Source organism: Aquimarina macrocephali JAMB N27 (assembly GCF_000520995.1).
GTDB lineage: Bacteria > Bacteroidota > Bacteroidia > Flavobacteriales > Flavobacteriaceae > Aquimarina > Aquimarina macrocephali.
In genome coordinates this window covers 1-17,624 of record NZ_JACA01000065.1, presented here as the reverse complement: position 1 = coordinate 17,624, position 17,624 = coordinate 1, and the positions used below count along the sequence as shown (strand labels likewise).

Genomic DNA, 17,624 nt, shown 5'->3' with positions numbered 1-17,624 from the left:
TTTAATTTTTACAATTTATTATTCCTACTTAATATACTAGAATATTATATGATGTAAATAGAAAATGGTTTTTCTTTTATAAAATTATTTGCTGTTTTTCTTTTATTACCTAATTCAAAGCTTATACAAATGGATGATGTATTCTATTTATGATACCTTTTTTGACATTTTTAGTGTATTTGCATCCATATTTTCCACGTCTAAAATTGGAGCATCCATAAAATGAACTTGATTTTTCTTTATTTTCTCTTATTTGTAATGTTCCATCTTTACATCTTGAACATCTTTTTATTTTCTTTCCGATTTTTAAAGTGTTTATTCAAGAAATAAACCATAACCAATAATACATAGTAAAAGGATTTTCATGTGTTAGGGAATAGTTTTTTGGAGTTACTTTGTTGTCCGTTATGGTGTCTAGAGTATTTTCTTCCATTTCTTTTTCAAAAATGCTATTATCATTCTAAAGAGTGATAATTCAACATTTTCAATATTCAATATGAAAATTAATTACTGGGTTTCATTTTCAAATAGGTTTTTGACCATAAGTCCCATATTGATTCCAATTACTGTTTCTAAAAAGCCAAGAGCATACCCAAAATTTTCCATAGGTTCAATTGTTTGCAATCTAATTAAATAAAACAACACGAAAACAAAAATGATAGGTAGGAAAAAGGATATCGAGGCATAGATGAAACTTACCTTTTTTGACTTTTTAAGGGATTTGTATTTACTACCAATTATAAATTTATATACCATTGCCAGAATTGTAGTAAAAAGAGGCAAAAGTATTGATATGGCAGTTTCAAAATCTTCAGCACTTAAATACTCTTTCTGTTTAAGAATGAATAAGTATCCTATGATTAATAAGTGCGTTCCTATGAAAAAGTAACTTAAAAAAACTTTAATTTTATTTTCTTTCATTTTTCAGGTGTTTTTCAAATTTATTGTAAAGCTCATATCCAAAGGCTCTTAATTGTTTTTCATATATACTGTTTTCAAAATCTATTCCTTTGGAATTCATGAAATTTTGTGAAGGTTCTTTTCCAGGTCTTTTTTTTATGTACTTCCCATCCAAAATAAAAAGCAAGTTAATTTTCATTGTTTGATCAGAAAAATCTTCAATCCAAACATCATATATCAATTGAACGTTTTCCCAGACACCATCATTTTTTGATATAAGACCATTAACACGAGATAAATAAACTTCTTTTGTTAGTCTCACCACATTAAGTTTGTTTTTATCTTTATACTCCTTAAAATTAAGGTGAAAGAAAGTGTATAATTTATTTTCAAAAAACCTTTCAACATATTCTTTTCTATCTCCAATAGAAAGAATAACAGAACGTTCATTTAGAAATGAATTTGGGGAAAGCCTAAAGCTATATCTCCCTATTGGTATTGCGTAGTATTTAGAAGATAAAGGGTAGGAAGCTCTTTTGCCAATAATAGAAGCTATAGTATGAATTTCATTATTTTTTGGGATAAAAAAATGATATCCTAGAAAGTTTCTATGTTGTCTATGTGCTCTATGAAGTGCTATTTTCGAAATTAGATACTTTGTTTTAAAAATTAGACTTTCTAACCGAGTGTTATATTTAATTGATAACAGTACTTTTTTCTCAACTTTTCTGTTAGGTATAAATAGAATTGGTTCCGAGTAAGTTCCAATAGATAGATTAAAAATAATTTCTTCAGCTTTACTGTTTAATGTATTCTTATATCTTTCGAAGATCGTTTTTTTATTCAATCCGCGAAAGATTTTAATGATTTCGCTACAAACTAAATTTAATTCTATTAATGAATTATATTGGGTATTATCTTTTAAGGATGCGGATATGGAAATAATACCATCGTTCTCGTATACAGAATAAAACAATAAAAGGCTATCTAAGGTAATGACTTTGTTTTTGTAGTTGATTTCAATAGACTGATTGACAATGTCTAACTTCTCCTTGAAATTAGGTTTTTCTTGAGACCAGCCATTGATATTCAAAACAATTAATAAAAAGAACACTTTTAACTTCCCCATGCTTCAATAAAACTTAAGGTATTTGATTATATTTTTTCAGAAAAAACGATATAAGGAGGGGTTGACTACATTAAGAAATAATAAATATAAACAATTAATTTAGTTGACTGTCAATATGTTATGAATTTATTTAGGATTAAGTTTTATTCATTTTTTATTATAATTGTATGGGGCTATATTTCATAGTCTAATGATCACCTTTGTGATATTCTGGATTTAGTAGAAAAAAGTTTTACTACACTTCACAATTCGGGGCATCCCATCAGTTCCACATTCCTCATTTTTTTGAAACCGCGTAGTAAAAAACGTGCGTGTTTTTTTCAAATTACCTCCCGAATTTAGCCTTTCAACGGTTTAGAGACCGCGCCAAATATTCACGTAAAACAAAATGAAATGGCAGACACAAAAGATTTAGACTACTCCGCCTTATTAACAGTTGGTGCAGTTATGGTAGTCGCAGGGATTGCAGTAGGAACATTCTACGTAGCCCCAATGCTTGCAAAAAGAAAAGCTAAAAAGCTTGCAGCAATTAAAAAACCACAAATCCAAAACAACAAAGCATAACCCTTTAGAGAGTGAGGTGGCAGTGCCACTTTTGTTATGAAAAAGTAAAGGATTTTGAAGGTTGTAATATGTAAAACATCACACTACAGTTGTGATATAAAACACAATAGAAATGAGCGATTATAATGATGAATTAATGCGTTATCAGGACGATGCAGAAGAGCGTTATGATAATTATGACGGTATGGAAATGTATGATGACGAAGAAGATGATTTTGATAGTGGGATGGATGGACTCGAAGATGATTACGATGGGTATGATGATGAATTTGATGATGATGAAGGGTATATAGATCAGTATGATGATGAGGACTATGATAATTATTCCCGTGCTTCCATTGGAAAGATAGACCCTAATGACCGTACCCTAACAGTGACGATTAAAAACACCACCGATGAGGCAAAGACCGCTGTTATCTTCGGAGGAAACCAGGAGTCCCAACAACCCGATGGAGTCACAGTTGAAGTAGAAGAATCCAGCCATAAAGAGGTGCGAGAAGAAAGTAAGAGTAACCCCTTTAAGATTGTCGGACTGAAATACTCAGTAAGCAACGCCTTACAATTTGACAATGTATTGAAGATTGTGAACAAGACCGCTTCAGGGACGATTACCACCAGAGTATGGCAGCCTAGAAACTCCAGCTCTCCACAGAATTTTGATAAAAACATGGTGGATTCAGGTGGATTTGCCATGAATGTGAGTGGTCAAAGCTCGATACAGTTAACGATCAATCCAAACACGACCTCCGTATTTACTTTTACCATCCGTGCTAGAGCAAACATGGGCAACTTGTTGGAAGGTCGTAATGTAGCTGAACTCTCTCGTACTCCCCGTATGACCGGACTACCTCAAATTGACATGCGGTATCAAAGACGACCCAGAGCGTTTGGATTACGACCACGAAGGGTACGAAAACGCAAAAGTGGACCAAGAACAATTGGTAAAGCCACTTCACGTCTGAAAAGACGAAGATGATAACTTTTTTTGTTTTCCAATAGGATACAGTCAATATAGCATGATGATGCATTGGCTGTATCTGCTTTGGAATTTTTAATCAAAGGAGCCTATGAAACATTCAAAAAAACAAAAGGAGTTCGCACAAAACAGTATAGACTATATCGTGTATAATAATCCTGTTCCGGTACGAAAGCTACTGTATGATTGTGGTTATGAATCCCCAAAAAATATACACCATCTGGTAGAAGCCACTAAAGAATTGGTGAAGAAAAACGGAAAATCCATCATTACCCAATTGTTAGCGGTACACCCAGATAAAAAAGCGATCCTTGCCTTACAAACCACGGATAAAAAGAAAGGAAGTTGTAACGCCTGTAGTAATGATAGTTACCAAGAGGAGGATAATTTTTGTGGTTCTTGTGGACATTCCAATTACAATGGTTCGGGTGATGAAGACAGCTTTTTAGATCAGTTTACAGATCTCCCTGATGCAAAACTAGAGAAGTACTATACCCGTATTGTAAAGAAATCCAATAGTACCCCTGAAGATCAAAAGCTTGCCAGTGAGGTACAGGTGGTATGGAATGAATTACGACAAAGACGGCTTTTACAATCAGAGGATAGCCAGGAAAACACAAAAGATACGACACCCGCAGCACAGCAACATCCCCCATTTAAACGAGAGGAATTATTACTGATCGGCATGAGTTTTTTGGGAGGTTTTGTCGTTTGCTCCGTATTAAAAAAATAAATCAGATATGAACCGAAAACAACAAGATTATAACCAAGCGATCAATTTGATTAGCCATTTGATCCTGACCAAACCCCAGAGTGTAGTTTCTCTATTGAGAGACTATGGGGTTGGCTTTAGCACTATTCCCAACCGGAAACAGCTTATTGGCGCGGTAGTAGAACTAATGAAGGATCGTGATCCTAAATTTATCGATGACCTGGGGGATTTAGTCACTGTGCATATTCAAAAAAACGGAAAAGAAATGCTCCAGTTACAAGATCTCAATTACAGTTCTTATGTAGATGAAGAGGATGAAGATGAATTCTGGGGTGCATTGGCCAAAGGAGCTATTGGTATTGTAGGAAGCCTCTTTGGAGGAGGAAAAAAAAAGAAAAGAAGAAGGGCTGCTAACCATGCTGCTGCACAGGCAGCTTCCAAAGCTGAAGCCCAAAAAGCCTCCCAACAAGCACAACGCGCCAGAATGGATATGGAACGCCGGATGCAGGAAATGCAAGCGCGACAACGGGAACGGGAAGAGCGACAGCGTGCAGAGATGCGTAGGCAGCAAGAAGAACAAAAACGAAAAGAAGAAGCCCGGATCAGGGAAATGAAAGAAGCAGCCAAGAAATCTAAAAACAACATCCTTATGATTGCAGGGGGATTGGGGGTTATTGCCATTGTAGGTATAGGGATGGTGGTTTCCAAAAAATCCAGTCCCGTACCGATCGCTTATGCTCCCCCGGTTGCCCCTATAGCTCGATAAGAATATGCCACTATAAATCCTCTTTTGTATGAACCCTTTTGCTACCCAGTATGATCTCTATGCCAGTGAGACGGATTACAATCCGTTTTTACACCATATGGTGAGAAGGCATCTTAGGAAACGAAAAAAACGAAAACGGAATCGTCGCAGGGCACTTAGTATGGCTCCCCGAAAACGCTCGCAAACGATTGGACTTCCATTTGGAGGAAGACGAGGAAGAAATAGAGCAAGACCAGTAGAGCGAAGATTTGTGAAACCTGTAAAGAGGCACGTGCCTCCATTTAGCATGACGATCCCAAGACAGAAACCCCATTGGGGATCTACTGTCAGAAACAAACCTATGAGGCGTACTGATCATCAGGGTCGCAATAGCGTAGCAAAACCCTACCCGATCCTACAACCACTGGTATCAAAAAAGGGTACACTGAGCAAGGTCGAAGAGCCAAAACGCAAAAAACTAAAAATGATCACCCGGAATTTCCCGGCATCACGAAGTGCTGCTAATCCAGGGATTAGCAGTGGAAGAAATGCAAAATATCAACCCGTGGGCATAGGGAATCAACAAGAAGCCATATCCTCTACGAAAGAGGCAACCGAAAAAAAAGAGCAAGGAAAAAAGGACAAAGCTACCATGCTAAAAATAGGAGTTACGGCAGTAGTAGCACTCGCAGCAGTTTGGTTTTTTACTTCCCGTATTGCCAACACAAAACAGAAATCATATGGACATACTCGCTAAAATTACAGAACAGGAATTTACAGCACCTGCAGAAATCCCATTAGGGTTTTTGTATGCTTCAATAAAAAATGTGGGAGACACGGCTGTTATGGTTAACGGTGTCAACTTAAACCCCGGAGAAGCCAAAGGATACCCTTTTGTAGGGAAACCCTATAGTGCCATTCCTTTTGATACGCAAGATTCTAGGTTACGGGTACTATATGTGCTTTAGGGGATTTGGTTAGTAGTTGATAGTTGATAGTTGAAAAATATAAAATTACAATGGTATGATTGCAGGAGAAACAGAATACGTATTAGAAGATCAGTTACACGATGATTTTTTTGGGAATAAGGAAAAACGAAAGAAACGTCGTGCAGCCCGTAGAGCCAGACGAAAGGCAAGAAGAGCAAAACGCAGATCAGATCCCAAACGAATCGCACGTCGGGAAAGACGCAGGACTTTATTTTCCAAGTTAGGGGAAGCCTATCGTGATATTGGTGGTGGGCAGGCTATTGGAGGCGCAGTAGATACGCTTTTAAATAAACCCATCCCCACAGATCCTATGTCAGAAGGAGAAACTCCAAAAGATTTTTCTCTTGGATTAGGTACAGATACCAAAGATGCTCATCAAAAAGAAAAGAAACCTAATTATACTCCCTATATCATTGGAGGAGCTGTACTTCTTGGACTAGGGGTTGTTGGGGTTATGGTCTATAAAACGAATCAACGCAACTATGTACGGATCACCAAACAATAAATAAAATCGTATGATTATTCCCATTCCTGCCAATAGAGAAGCGTTTACCATTGCCCTTACCATCAGGGCAAAACACGCTATGCCCGTAGGAATCATGGTATATGATCCAAACCATCCCAATACCCATTATTTCCGAAGAAAAGTACAACTGGACAGAGGACAAGAACGGAATATTCAAATTCCATTACCTGTCACAGCGGAGTATTTGGAACTGGAGCTATATGATAAAAGAGGCTACACAGAAGAAGGGATTACCATTGTAGATTTTAGGATCAAAAAAATGATTTCTCCACAGATATGGGCAAGTCCGGAGCAGCAGCGGTATATGGATTTCTCCATACAATTTGCTCAAAAAGCAGGATATGTTCCCGCAGGGTTTTATGATAGCCCTGATGGAGAATTTCTGTTCCAATATCTGCCCGACATTGTAGATGCCTATGGAAACGAATTGATTACCCCAGCCCGTACCCATCGGAGAATGCCAAGGGTGCAGATCTCCATGCGGTTATTTAAAACCTTTAGCATTCCGGTACGGGTAGCCATTTTATCCCATGAAGGGTGTCATTGGTTTTTAAACACCAGAAGTCAACAAACAGCAGACTTGTGTGGCATCCGACACTACCTCGATTATGGGTTTCCAAAGATCGAAGCGGTATATGCTGCGACAAAAATCTTTAGTCTTTACCCTGAACTTATTGGTGCAGCACAAGTGCAACGCACCAAAGATATTATTGCTTTTATCGATCAATATACTCTGGCAGCATGAAAAAAAGTACAGAAATACTAGTACTCACTACAGGCATTGGATTGGCTGCTCTTTGGGCGTTGTATGAAAAAAGGCGAAACCAGAACACTTCAGAAGAAACTGTTATAAAAACAGATCTTTCAGTGGAAGCTGAAGATGATTTTATAGCACCGGATATCCTTACCCAACCCTTATCAGTACTTTCTTCTAAACAATCACTACCCCAACGATTTGTAACTCCTAAGCCGAAGTTGATAAAGAAAATACAACAGCCTATAGTACGTACTGATGATTTCTATACAGGTTTAGAACAAAACTACGATACTACCCAGGTAACCATTACCAATACTTCCGATATCAAGCGGGAAGTGCATCTGTGGAGTGGTCATAAAAAGCCTCCGGTAAGTCCTGCACTTCCAGGAGATCTGCCTAAACATATCATCCGTACCCTTAGTACGAGTAGCTCCCAGGGAACAGGCATTTACCCGCAAGGAATGCTAGTGAATCCGTTTAATGGGTATACCTATCTCGCTAATCAATTATCGGATAATATCACTGTTTTAGATAGGAATGGAGTTGTAAAAATGATTTCCATCTCACCTATTTCAAATTCGGTCTCTGACCGATCGCCGGTAGATCTGACCGTTCATACTGATGCTGATTCCCCAAACTACGGGAAGGTCTATACGGCGAATATTCTAAACAATACCGTGAGTGTGATCACTACAAATCTGGAGGTTGTAAAAACAATTCCTGTAGGCATACGTCCTATTGGAGTTACGTTTAACCCTTTTAGTAAACAAGTATATGTAGCTAACATTGCTGACAACACGGTAACTATTATCGATACTGTTACAGAAATGGTGATTGCTACAGTGGGTGTTGGTAAATCCCCTCGTAGTATTGTGATCCATCCTGACAATGGACATACCTATGTGCTGAATTCCGGGGATGATAGCATTACTGTTCTGGATGCCAATCTTATGGTGATCACCACAATTCCAGATATTGGAGACACACCCACTACCGGAGTATATCACCCTGTAAACAACCATCTCTATGTAGTGTCTTCAGGAACAAATACCGTAATCCCTATTGATCTGGATACTAATATTCCCAAAGCGGCCATTGCTGTAGGAGCGAATCCCTATAAAATCGCATATCACCCTACCCGTAAACTTATGTATGTAGGGAATCGTGATGATGATACCTTTTCCCTTATTGATACTTCTGATATGGTACTAACAACCCTGTCCCTGGGCAAGGTGAATACAGGAATTGCCATTGATATAAAAAATGATCGCATGTATAGTAGTAATCCCACATCAGGGAGTATTTCGCTGATTACCTATAGTAAAGATAGCAGCGCAGTGACCATTAATGAAGGATATATTGAAAAACAGGAAGATTTCAGGTTTAACCCCGCTATGGTGGAACACGTAAAGTTTGTACTATCCGGTATAGAACGCTTTACGGTATTACAAGTACAAGAGGTCAGTATGAGTGGAGCGATAGACACCTATCCTATCTCTTTATCCAGGTATAGCCATCCACAGAATTTCGGAAGTGTATACGAGGTATCAGGTCTGAAGGGAACTATTCTTAACGGACAAAACGGTTGGTTGTTTCAAATTGCCCCCAAACAAACCATTACTCTAATAACCTATTACTATCAAATCAAAAGAGGACAATTCCTTGATGAAGGTGTAGTGGTAAAAAAATAATGATATGAGAAAAACTATTGAAATCGCACTGGCAGAATATGGAATTACAGAACGTATTGGTAGCACCCATAACCCCAGAATCCTCCAATATTTTAAGGATACCGGAAACCAATGGGTACAAGATGATGAAACGGCCTGGTGCAGTTGCTTCGCCAATTGGATTGCCTTACAATCAGGTTATGCCTGTAGCGGGAAACTAGATGCTCGTTCCTGGTTATCAGTAGGAAAACCTACATACACCCCAACCAAAGGGGATGTTGTCATTTTTTGGCGGGAACGCAAAAGCAGTTGGAAAGGTCATGTTGGATTTTATATCGGGTATAGTGCCGATGGTAAACAGATTTATTGTTTAGGAGGCAATCAGAATAATCAGGTTTCTATTAAAGCATATCCTGCAAATCGCTTGTTAGGTTTTCGGGAAATACACCACAAGGAGTCTGACCTACCCTTTAATCCTATAGGTAATGCAGCATAATATATCATCATATGAAAACAGAAATAACGTTTATCGCAGGTTTTTCTATTGGAGTACTGGCAGGTGCGCTGCTAATGATACTAACAGAACCTAAACCAAGAAGGAAACGGAGATCTGGTAAAACAACCATGAATACTCCAGAGCAAAAAGAATAGCAATGAAAATGAAAAAGCATATTTAAATCTTAAACCGATACAATCCTATGCCTATTGAAATTGATATACAAAACAAGAAGTTTCTGGTTCCGGAGTCCGGTGACCCTTGCGAGCTTTGGGTTACCTATTTCAATAGTTTACAAAAAACAGTGGGTAGTACCAATGCAAAGATGCTTTGGTTAGTGACCTGGAAATCCAATGGTAATGCGAGCTGTACGACCAATTCCGATTTTAACCACTGGCTAAAGAAAAACGGAATCGATGTTTCCAGTGCAGCTACCAGGACTATTGCAGATATCTCAAAGATGGGTAGCAACCTGTCAGGCTTAGGAAAAAACCTAACGGGGCTACTTTCCTGGGGAATACCGCTAACGCTAGGATTTTTATTGGTGGTGATAGGAAGTATACTCTGGAAAAGCTCAAAACAAATGGATATTAAGGATGTAGCGATGCGTACACCTATAGGAAGAAGTACCAAAGGAGCTTTACAATTACTCAGAAGATGAACACGATAAAGAAATTACAAATAGCAGGAGGTGTCGTCGCTATAGCCTGGGCAGGATCACTCTACCATAGATCGAGAACACGTAAACGGGATCGGTTTACTAAAGACCTGTTGGGAGCATTGACTCAAAGGTTACATCCTGTTACCAAAGGGTTACCTACTGAAGTTGCTTTTGATGTGCATTATGCTCAAAAAGTACTCCAGCATTTGCCGGGACGTATCGCGGTATTAAAAAAAAGTGTCGCTAAACGTATGGCCACGCAATTGCATTCAGGATTTCGTCCGTGGTATATGGGAGGAGACAATGAAGAAATGATCTATAGTGTCCTTAGAAACCTTAAAGATAAAGTGCAGGCATCACAGCTTGCCAAAGCATACCAGGACACCTATAAGGTGAACTTGATAGAACAGTTACAAAACCATTTTGATACCCAAGAAATAAAAAAGGTATTGAGCATTATACGAAGATTACCAAAGTATAGAACCGTATAAAACCAGAACAGATGCAGATGACAAAAAACATACGATGGGGGATAGCAGGATTAGGAGTAGCGGGACTAGGGATCGGAGCATATTTCCTGTTTTTTAAACCAAAGAAAGATGCGAATGATGGATTTGATCTTTCCATAGTTCCACGAACTTCAAAGAAGGGAGGAATTAAGACTACACCCGGCGAGGCAGTAGAAGAACCCAATTGGAAAAACCCTTATGATATGAATTATATAAGTGATGTAAAAAAATGGCTTAGAGGAAAAGGGATTCAGGAACTATTCCCAGGGGCAGCCTCTTCGTATGCAAAGACCTTAAAAAATGCAAAAGGGAAATTTAACGATGATGAAGCAGCCGTACAACGAATATTTAAAAGATTACGAGATAAAACTCAGGTGGCCAGTATCTCAAAAGCCTTCTGGCAACAGTATAAAACCGATATGTGGCAATACCTGAATAGTTTTTTAAGCAAAAAAGAAATGGAAACCTATGTCCACAAGCCTGTACGAAAATTACCCAACTACAAGGTGTCATAGACACCGTTTAATCATTCTACTGTAAATAACTACGATATAAAAAATGAAAAAGAAAGCTGTTATACAAAAACAAAAATCCACCGATACTACGCTATGGATTGCTATCACAGGTATTGTTATTCTGGGAGGTGCAGCCTACCTATGGTATAGAAAACGAAAAGAAAATAATGAGGATCTCATGCTACTTGACACTGCTGATGCTACTTCCGAAAGAACCCCTAAAACAGTGGTTCGGTCACGATTTCGGTGTGCTAATACCCAGTATCCATTGGAGTATGGAACATGTCATGCAGATGTGGAGCTGCTGCAACGATACCTGAAAATTTATAACGAAGACCTGGGGCGTTCCGGAAAGAATAAAGACGGAGTGGATGGCAAGTTTGGTAGTAAAACGGTCAAGGCAGCACGAAAGCGTTTAGGCAAGGATGCTTTTACTAAAGAAGATATAGAAGGAATGAAACTAAGTTTAAAAATGATCAAATCATGATGATAGATAAAAGTACACAGCAAGCCTTATGGATTGCAGGAACGATTGCAGGAGTTAGTATGCTGACTTATTACCTGTTTCGAAACCCTAAAAAACCCATAGCAAAAAAAGAGGTATCACAGATACCCACTGAACCAGAATTTATACCTAAACCCAAAATTCCTAAAACGACTCGACTTCAGAAGATCAAGCCGGACATAAAGAAAGTACAAGCTGAAGAACATCACATTTTCCCTTTACAAAAAGGAAGCTCGGGTAAGGAAGTAGAACGCCTTCAAATATGGTTATTACGAAATCACGGGTGGAAAGGTACGGTAACCGGAACGTATGATACACAAACCGAAACATTGGTCAAAAAAAGTTTAAAAAGGGATACCGTAGATCAGCTTACTTATGAAAAACATAAAATGGAAATCCCTATTCATCAGCAAATACAGCTATAAACTATGGCACAACAGAAAAGAAATATTAAAAACTACCTGGATGCTCTGATTGATAAGGATGGGATAAAAACAGAGGTGACCATCACCCTGACCAACCAGACCTTAATCAAAATCGTATTGAGCCTTTTGGTATCTGGGATTGCAGTAGTAATGATTTCCCACCTAATCAAAAACTATTTCCCCAATATGCAATTGGCAGCCATCCAAAAAGAAGTGATACACCTTAAAAAAAATCTTAAATAAAAAACATATGGAAGCAGTATTTCAAAACATCATAGGATATCTCAATGCACTGGATTGGGGATATATCATCACCTTTATTTTAATTTCCTATGCCATCAATCATTATAGGGTAACCCAGTGGATCGTCAATGGGCTTGGGATAAGTATTCGTACCCGATATCGGGTACTGATCATAGGAATTGTATATGCGGTGTTTATCTTTTTTATACGTGGATATCGACTTATGGGAGTGGAACGGCTCTTACAATCTTTTGTATTTGCAGTGGTGTTTCACAAGTTTATCCTGGAGCTACTATTAGAGCGCATATTTCCGAAGAAAGAGCAACCTCAAAACAACACAGAACAGTTATGAAACTATCGAAATGGATACTACCACTATCCGTTGGTATAGTGGTATTGGGGATTTTGTTTATATGGATCATTCCGGGAGAAGAACAAGGATTTGATACCCAGGATACCCAGAGAATGAAAGAGATGGAGCATCATAATGAAATGCTGATCGAGGTCAATGGCATTTTGGATGAAAAAATATTTCTACTGGAAATACAGGCGGATAGTCTTAAGGAATTGATTGTAAATGATCAAAGGGTAATTACAGCATTAAAAACCAGAAAAGATGAAAAAATACGTGTTATGGATCGGTATACTGATGATGAGTTATACCGGTATTTCGCAAGATTTAGTACCCAAAGTACTGCTGGTCAAGAATAAAAAACACTTCTGTTTTACCATAGCACAGTCCAGGGAACTGGCTAAGCTATTGGAGTTAGGAAACTATAATGATTCGTTAGTGACTCAGCTGTCCATCACGAACTGGAGGTTGCACTACCTGACCTATCAAAAAGATAGTGTGATCGATCTTCAAAAAACACAACTGAAGAACTATGTCAGTATCGTAAGCAATAACAAGGAAAGTATGGATATAATGACTCGTACCCTCAAAAGAAAAGACAAAAGAATCAAACGCAGTAGACTACATAAGATTTTATTAACGGGAAGTATCCTGGTAGTCACTACTTTATTAATCAGTAACTAAAATACTATGAATGCAGGATATCAAAGTGATGCACTAGAAATCACTAAAAACTTTCAGGAGGTCTTTGCCATTCCTGATGAGCATATTAATATTAATAGAGTGTTCTACCTGGAGAACCGTAACCGATATGCAGTTATCAATGGCAATATGGTAACAGGGTATGACATACGGCTTCGCAGAACCGGAGGCCCGGGGAATATTGGAACCGCAGTGATCAAACTCCCTAAACCTATAACGGCGGATATTGGCATATTTGCCTGGAACGCCTTTACTAATGTAGGGGATCATTTCTATTGCCAGATGAATGATCAGGGGATAGTCACCATAGGAGGGACTACACAATTTGCTACCGATGAAGTGATTATAAAAGTGCCTCCTTACCTGGCTAAAGTACCGTTGGAATTTGATGATATCATTCAATTTTAAAAAACTGAAAATTCAATGGCTGTATTGACCCCTAAAGAACGTTTTGTAATTCGGTATTACTTGCACGCTAAAAAAGCAGCAAAAACCTCTGGTATTCCTGTGGTCTTTGCACTGGCGCAAAGCGCATTGGAATCCGGATGGGGGAAATCCATCAAAGGCAATATGATGTTTGGAATTAAAAAAGGGTCAGGAAAGAATTATGGGGGATGGTCGCAAGGTCAAACCCAATTGATCACCACAACCGAATACTCGTCTTTACCGACACGGCACTTCCCGTTTATTTATCCGGGATATCCAATTCAAACCTCCAGTGGAAAATGGAAGTATAAAGTCAAAGATGTATTTAGAGCCTATCCCAGTCCATTTTACTCTTTTGTGGATTGGGCAGGATTACTTTTTAAAAACGCCAGATATAAATATGCATTAGAACATAAGAAAAACCCATATCGTTTTGCAAAGGAAGTAGCAAAAGCAGGATATGCCACAGATCCTAATTATGCGGTAAAGATCAAACGCTTGATGAAAGAAATACAGCAGATTATAGTGCTGAAAAAACTCAACAAGAAGAAGATGTTATTCGCACCTATTATAATTATGGTGGTTGGTGCTATAGTGGTAGCTGTAGCAGTACTTAAGAGTAACCCAAAATAAAAACCTTATGGAATATTTGAAATTAGCAGCTGTCGTGATTACAGCTCATGGTTTTTGGAAAGCCATAGAAACCGTATTGCAGTTTCGTACGCAAAAGAAGCTTAAAAAAGCAGAAACGCAAAACCTTACGGTACAGGCGAATGATATTGTGATCAATAATTTATTGCAATGGTCTGAAAAGATGGAGAAACGGATTGAAGAACTCGAAAAGGACAATACCGAAATGAAGCAGGTTATTATCAAACAACGGGATCGCATCAATGAATTAAAGAAATACATTGATCAACTGGAAGATCAATTACGCAGCTATCAAAAAAACAAAAAATAACATGGATAAGGAGAATACACAGAATAATACGCTTTTTAAGTTGTTTTTAATGGTGAGTATTATCAACCTGGGGTTTAGTATTTATATGAAATCCAAAGCAGTAGAAGCTAAAAAGAAGAATTGTAATTGTAGTAAGTAGTACTGGTGTTCAAAAACAAGCAACATATCATATGGGGAGTATCGGCAGTATCTATTGCTGTGATGGGTGCAATAGTATGGAGAACCACCAAAGCAAAACAAAAAATTGATCTGAAGAAATTTGATAGCCCCGATAGTCCGGGATCTGGTCGTTGCATGGATAGACAGTTTATCCGAATGCTTCAGAAACTGGAAAAGAAAAGCAAATATCCCATATTTAGAAATATCAACTCCGGAGCTAGAACTGCGTATTGGAATACTAAAGTGGGTGGAGTGTCTAATTCATCTCATAAAATACCTACTTGTAAAGCTGCGGATATCAGTATGCCTACCAAATCCATTAGAAATAAAATTGTGGTGGCTGCAAAATTAGTTGGATTTAAACGTATTGGGGTGGGGAAAACTTTTGTGCATCTGGATAGTGACGATTCTAAATCACAATATGTAGCCTGGGGATATCCTAAAGGAGCGAAACCTCCGATTAATCCGTTTGTGTAGAAAAAAACAAGCCTCAATTAAGAGGCTTATTTTATATGAATGTACTGAATAAAGCTTTATAAATATTTGAACTATTCAAATTTAAAATTTATTCTATAATCTTCGAGGGCGAATATAATTATCATGTTTTAATAATTTAAAACTTAACATTATATTCTCCATTTCTGATTGATATTTATTAAACTCTACAGATTTACCGCAAAATGTTAAAACAAATACTTTGTTATTCACAATTAAGCTGTGTTGAAGAACGGTTAAATCAACATTGTTTTCTGTTAACGTATAAACTATCCTATGAATTTTTAAATTATTATTGTCTATTGTTTCGCTTTTAGTTATTGTAGCAATTTTTGCAACCTCTATATTAGAATACTTTATATGCTCTTTAAGAGAAATGTTATAATCATGTATAACTAAATTTATATTCTCTATAAAATTATCTGTTTCAGATGTTTTTTCAGTAAACAACATAAATTCTGTTCGATCTACTTTGCTTTTATCTAATTTTAAATTACTTGGATAAAGTATAGAAAAAGCATCAGTTTTGAACTGCTTTATTTCAGACACTTGCGTTTGACAACTTAATATAGAGCTTACAAAACAAAGCAAGTATATTTTCTTGGTTATAATATTTCTCATTTCTTTTAAATATTAAAAATAGAATTAATTTGATAAGCAAAAATCATTAAATAAATTATTATATGCCTCATAATATTAATAATAAATACCAATCTTTTTTTATCAACAGGAGCATCTTTAATTTTTTCTTCACTTCCTATAAAAAATAAAATTAAAGCTTCAAAACTATAATGATTTAAAATAATTAGAAAGCTATAAAATAAAAGATCATAAAAAATTTTATTGATTAAATAAAATTCATTGAGGTATAAAATCTGTACTAATAAAAATATAATTAAAGATATAATTAAAGATATAATTATTTTTCTATTAATTCTTAAACCACCAACTAAATAATAGTAAATTAAAAAATTAATTACTCCAAAAAATAGCATATAAAGTATTTCCATTTATTTATTTTTTTATGTTACTTGATGAATAAGAGAAACCATATTTAACTCCAGCACCAAATCCATAATGAACTTGAGCTTTAAAGTTTATTGCACCATCTTGTTTTGTTGTAGCTTCTAATGTTCCACCAGCATGAGCACTTACAAAAGTTGCTCCTCTAGTAACACCTATTTTAGCTCCTCCAATAACAGGGAAAGCATCGGGAATAGTTATAGATGTATTTGTTGTAATTTTCGCAACATATCCACCAACATTTCCGCTAACGATAGAACCTTCTTTTCCATTTTTTTTAGAATAAGTTCCAATTGCTCCATCTATTTTACCCTCAAATAGAGTTGCTTCAATTTTTGTTTCGACTAAATCATTTTTAGATGTAGCCTTTGCTTTAAGACCATGTATAGATGCTTCACCAGCTAAAACGCCAGTTTCGGATTTATCTTGATAACCTCCGCTAAATCCAGATAGTTCACCGCTAAGTTTTGTTCCATAACCATCATAATTTTCAATTTCTCCTTGAGCTTTAAATCCATAAGCTCTCTCCCCCCCATCTAAAGGTTCAACATGAGCACCTTGAGCACTTCCGGTTGCTTTTGTATTATTACTAAAAAAATTAGCTATTTTAGTCATAATTCCAACACAATCAACTCCTGGAGGGCAATTTCCATCTGGATCAACAAAATAAGCCGGATTATTCATTGCATAAGCATAAGTAGAGTTATGAATTTGACCTGTAGCATCGGCAAGAGCATCTATTACAAACCATCGACCTAAAGAAGGGTCATAATTTCTTGCTCCAAAGTCATAAGTGTTTAAGTCTAGTTCTTCTGAATATTCTTTTCCACCAAAACCATAGTTATGTTTTCTACCATTTACAGCAAAATTATATCCAGAATGTAACATTCCGAAGGGATAATAATTTTTCTCTTCAACGATCTCTGAAACTGTAGAAGGGTTTACTCGCCTAACACTAATATCATCAAACCAAACAGTTCCTCCTCCATCATTATCCAATCTTATATTGATTGTACGAATATTGGCAGGCACCAGTACTTTCTTCTCTAGATAAACCCAGTTGTTTTTTTGTGTAGTTTCTATAGCATCTACATTAGTAAAATAACCTGTCTCTCCTTGTTTCTTCATAAAAAAGAAGATCCCAGAATTTGGGCTGTCACTATAAATCCATCCCGAAAAAATAT

The 17,624-nt window shown here is 36.9% G+C and carries 29 protein-coding genes; 24 read left to right on the top strand and 5 right to left on the bottom strand.

Translation table 11 applies throughout. From position 1 onward, the window contains the following. Positions 1 to 507 precede the first annotated feature (507 nt). Positions 508 to 921 carry a hypothetical protein gene (locus tag Z054_RS0125950; RefSeq protein ID WP_024772911.1) on the bottom strand — a complete coding sequence of 138 codons (414 nt, stop codon included), beginning with the start codon at positions 919 to 921 and terminating at the stop codon, positions 508 to 510. Next, positions 908 to 2,029: a hypothetical protein gene (locus Z054_RS0125945; RefSeq protein WP_024772910.1), complete on the bottom strand. Its 1,122-nt coding sequence runs from the start codon at positions 2,027 to 2,029 to the stop codon at positions 908 to 910. Before Z054_RS0125945 ends, Z054_RS0125950 begins: the two co-directional genes overlap by 14 nt. 393 nt (positions 2,030 to 2,422) lie before the next feature. On the opposite strand from Z054_RS0125945, the gene Z054_RS32175 reads away from it, so the two are divergent. From Z054_RS32175 to Z054_RS0125835, 24 genes are all read left to right on the top strand, one after another. Continuing rightward, the gene (locus tag Z054_RS32175; protein WP_167549792.1) at positions 2,423 to 2,593 is read left to right on the top strand and encodes a hypothetical protein; all 171 of its coding nucleotides are present in this window, start codon (positions 2,423 to 2,425) and stop codon (positions 2,591 to 2,593) included. A 112-nt stretch (positions 2,594 to 2,705) separates the two neighbouring features. Continuing rightward, complete coding sequence (locus Z054_RS0125935; protein ID WP_024772909.1) at positions 2,706 to 3,569, top strand: hypothetical protein; 864 nt, start codon at positions 2,706 to 2,708, stop codon at positions 3,567 to 3,569. A 91-nt stretch (positions 3,570 to 3,660) separates the two neighbouring features. Continuing rightward, positions 3,661 to 4,302 carry a hypothetical protein gene (locus Z054_RS0125930; RefSeq protein ID WP_024772908.1) on the top strand — a complete coding sequence of 214 codons (642 nt, stop codon included), beginning with the start codon at positions 3,661 to 3,663 and terminating at the stop codon, positions 4,300 to 4,302. A 7-nt stretch (positions 4,303 to 4,309) separates the two neighbouring features. Next, positions 4,310 to 5,047 carry a hypothetical protein gene (locus Z054_RS0125925; protein WP_024772907.1) on the top strand — a complete coding sequence of 246 codons (738 nt, stop codon included), beginning with the start codon at positions 4,310 to 4,312 and terminating at the stop codon, positions 5,045 to 5,047. Positions 5,048 to 5,075: 28 nt separating this feature from the next. Further along, positions 5,076 to 5,783, top strand: a complete 708-nt coding sequence (locus Z054_RS0125920; RefSeq protein ID WP_024772906.1) for a hypothetical protein — start codon at positions 5,076 to 5,078, stop codon at positions 5,781 to 5,783. Further along, the gene (locus tag Z054_RS0125915; protein WP_024772905.1) at positions 5,767 to 5,994 is read left to right on the top strand and encodes a hypothetical protein; all 228 of its coding nucleotides are present in this window, start codon (positions 5,767 to 5,769) and stop codon (positions 5,992 to 5,994) included. Before Z054_RS0125920 ends, Z054_RS0125915 begins: the two co-directional genes overlap by 17 nt. Positions 5,995 to 6,049: 55 nt before the next feature. Further along, positions 6,050 to 6,520 (top strand): hypothetical protein, encoded by a 471-nt coding sequence (locus tag Z054_RS0125910; RefSeq protein ID WP_024772904.1) that lies wholly within the window; start codon positions 6,050 to 6,052, stop codon positions 6,518 to 6,520. Between the two features lie 10 nt (positions 6,521 to 6,530). Then, positions 6,531 to 7,286, top strand: a complete 756-nt coding sequence (locus Z054_RS0125905; RefSeq protein WP_024772903.1) for a hypothetical protein — start codon at positions 6,531 to 6,533, stop codon at positions 7,284 to 7,286. Beyond that, positions 7,283 to 8,989 carry a YncE family protein gene (locus tag Z054_RS30635; protein ID WP_024772902.1) on the top strand — a complete coding sequence of 569 codons (1,707 nt, stop codon included), beginning with the start codon at positions 7,283 to 7,285 and terminating at the stop codon, positions 8,987 to 8,989. Before Z054_RS0125905 ends, Z054_RS30635 begins: the two co-directional genes overlap by 4 nt. A gap of 4 nt (positions 8,990 to 8,993) precedes the next feature. Beyond that, a complete protein-coding gene (locus Z054_RS0125895) occupies positions 8,994 to 9,464 on the top strand; it encodes a TIGR02594 family protein (protein WP_024772901.1) in 471 nt (156 codons plus the stop codon). Positions 9,465 to 9,475: 11 nt separating this feature from the next. After that, entirely contained in the window at positions 9,476 to 9,619 is a 144-nt protein-coding gene (locus Z054_RS31950; protein ID WP_161635345.1) for a hypothetical protein, read from the top strand. A 47-nt stretch (positions 9,620 to 9,666) separates the two neighbouring features. Next, positions 9,667 to 10,125 (top strand): hypothetical protein, encoded by a 459-nt coding sequence (locus tag Z054_RS0125885; protein ID WP_024772900.1) that lies wholly within the window; start codon positions 9,667 to 9,669, stop codon positions 10,123 to 10,125. After that, on the top strand, positions 10,122 to 10,616 hold the full coding sequence (locus Z054_RS0125880; RefSeq protein WP_024772899.1) for a hypothetical protein: 495 nt from the start codon (positions 10,122 to 10,124) through the stop codon (positions 10,614 to 10,616). The genes Z054_RS0125885 and Z054_RS0125880 overlap by 4 nt, the downstream gene beginning before the upstream one ends. Before the next feature lie 17 nt (positions 10,617 to 10,633). Beyond that, positions 10,634 to 11,149, top strand: coding sequence for a hypothetical protein (locus Z054_RS0125875; protein ID WP_051473928.1), 516 nt, complete (start codon positions 10,634 to 10,636; stop codon positions 11,147 to 11,149). A 43-nt stretch (positions 11,150 to 11,192) separates the two neighbouring features. Further along, positions 11,193 to 11,636, top strand: a complete 444-nt coding sequence (locus tag Z054_RS0125870) for a peptidoglycan-binding domain-containing protein (RefSeq protein WP_024772897.1) — start codon at positions 11,193 to 11,195, stop codon at positions 11,634 to 11,636. Next, a complete protein-coding gene (locus tag Z054_RS0125865) occupies positions 11,633 to 12,079 on the top strand; it encodes a hypothetical protein (RefSeq protein ID WP_035093627.1) in 447 nt (148 codons plus the stop codon). Before Z054_RS0125870 ends, Z054_RS0125865 begins: the two co-directional genes overlap by 4 nt. Positions 12,080 to 12,082: 3 nt before the next feature. Beyond that, positions 12,083 to 12,322, top strand: coding sequence for a hypothetical protein (locus Z054_RS29345; protein ID WP_035093625.1), 240 nt, complete (start codon positions 12,083 to 12,085; stop codon positions 12,320 to 12,322). Positions 12,323 to 12,329: 7 nt separating this feature from the next. Then, positions 12,330 to 12,674, top strand: a complete 345-nt coding sequence (locus tag Z054_RS31180) for a hypothetical protein (RefSeq protein ID WP_084050606.1) — start codon at positions 12,330 to 12,332, stop codon at positions 12,672 to 12,674. Then, complete coding sequence (locus tag Z054_RS31175; protein ID WP_084050604.1) at positions 12,671 to 13,033, top strand: hypothetical protein; 363 nt, start codon at positions 12,671 to 12,673, stop codon at positions 13,031 to 13,033. The genes Z054_RS31180 and Z054_RS31175 overlap by 4 nt, the downstream gene beginning before the upstream one ends. Before the next feature lie 331 nt (positions 13,034 to 13,364). Continuing rightward, complete coding sequence (locus tag Z054_RS0125850; RefSeq protein WP_024772894.1) at positions 13,365 to 13,784, top strand: hypothetical protein; 420 nt, start codon at positions 13,365 to 13,367, stop codon at positions 13,782 to 13,784. Between the two features lie 15 nt (positions 13,785 to 13,799). After that, entirely contained in the window at positions 13,800 to 14,435 is a 636-nt protein-coding gene (locus Z054_RS0125845) for a glycoside hydrolase family 73 protein (protein WP_051473926.1), read from the top strand. A gap of 7 nt (positions 14,436 to 14,442) precedes the next feature. Continuing rightward, on the top strand, positions 14,443 to 14,763 hold the full coding sequence (locus tag Z054_RS0125840; protein ID WP_024772892.1) for a hypothetical protein: 321 nt from the start codon (positions 14,443 to 14,445) through the stop codon (positions 14,761 to 14,763). 1 nt (position 14,764) lies between these two features. Beyond that, positions 14,765 to 14,902 (top strand): hypothetical protein, encoded by a 138-nt coding sequence (locus tag Z054_RS31945; protein WP_161635344.1) that lies wholly within the window; start codon positions 14,765 to 14,767, stop codon positions 14,900 to 14,902. Positions 14,903 to 14,907: 5 nt separating this feature from the next. Continuing rightward, positions 14,908 to 15,399: a D-Ala-D-Ala carboxypeptidase family metallohydrolase gene (locus tag Z054_RS0125835; protein WP_316929953.1), complete on the top strand. Its 492-nt coding sequence runs from the start codon at positions 14,908 to 14,910 to the stop codon at positions 15,397 to 15,399. Between the two features lie 93 nt (positions 15,400 to 15,492). Here Z054_RS0125835 and Z054_RS0125830 read toward each other — a convergent pair whose 3' ends face one another. The 3 genes from Z054_RS0125830 to Z054_RS30630 all read right to left on the bottom strand — a co-directional run. Continuing rightward, positions 15,493 to 16,038 carry a hypothetical protein gene (locus tag Z054_RS0125830; RefSeq protein ID WP_152538681.1) on the bottom strand — a complete coding sequence of 182 codons (546 nt, stop codon included), beginning with the start codon at positions 16,036 to 16,038 and terminating at the stop codon, positions 15,493 to 15,495. Positions 16,039 to 16,043: 5 nt separating this feature from the next. Beyond that, positions 16,044 to 16,427 (bottom strand): hypothetical protein, encoded by a 384-nt coding sequence (locus Z054_RS0125825; RefSeq protein ID WP_152538680.1) that lies wholly within the window; start codon positions 16,425 to 16,427, stop codon positions 16,044 to 16,046. 4 nt (positions 16,428 to 16,431) lie between these two features. Beyond that, positions 16,432 to 17,624, bottom strand: a 1,193-nt coding sequence (locus Z054_RS30630; protein WP_161635343.1) for an RHS repeat-associated core domain-containing protein, incomplete at its 5' end; no start/stop codon positions are given.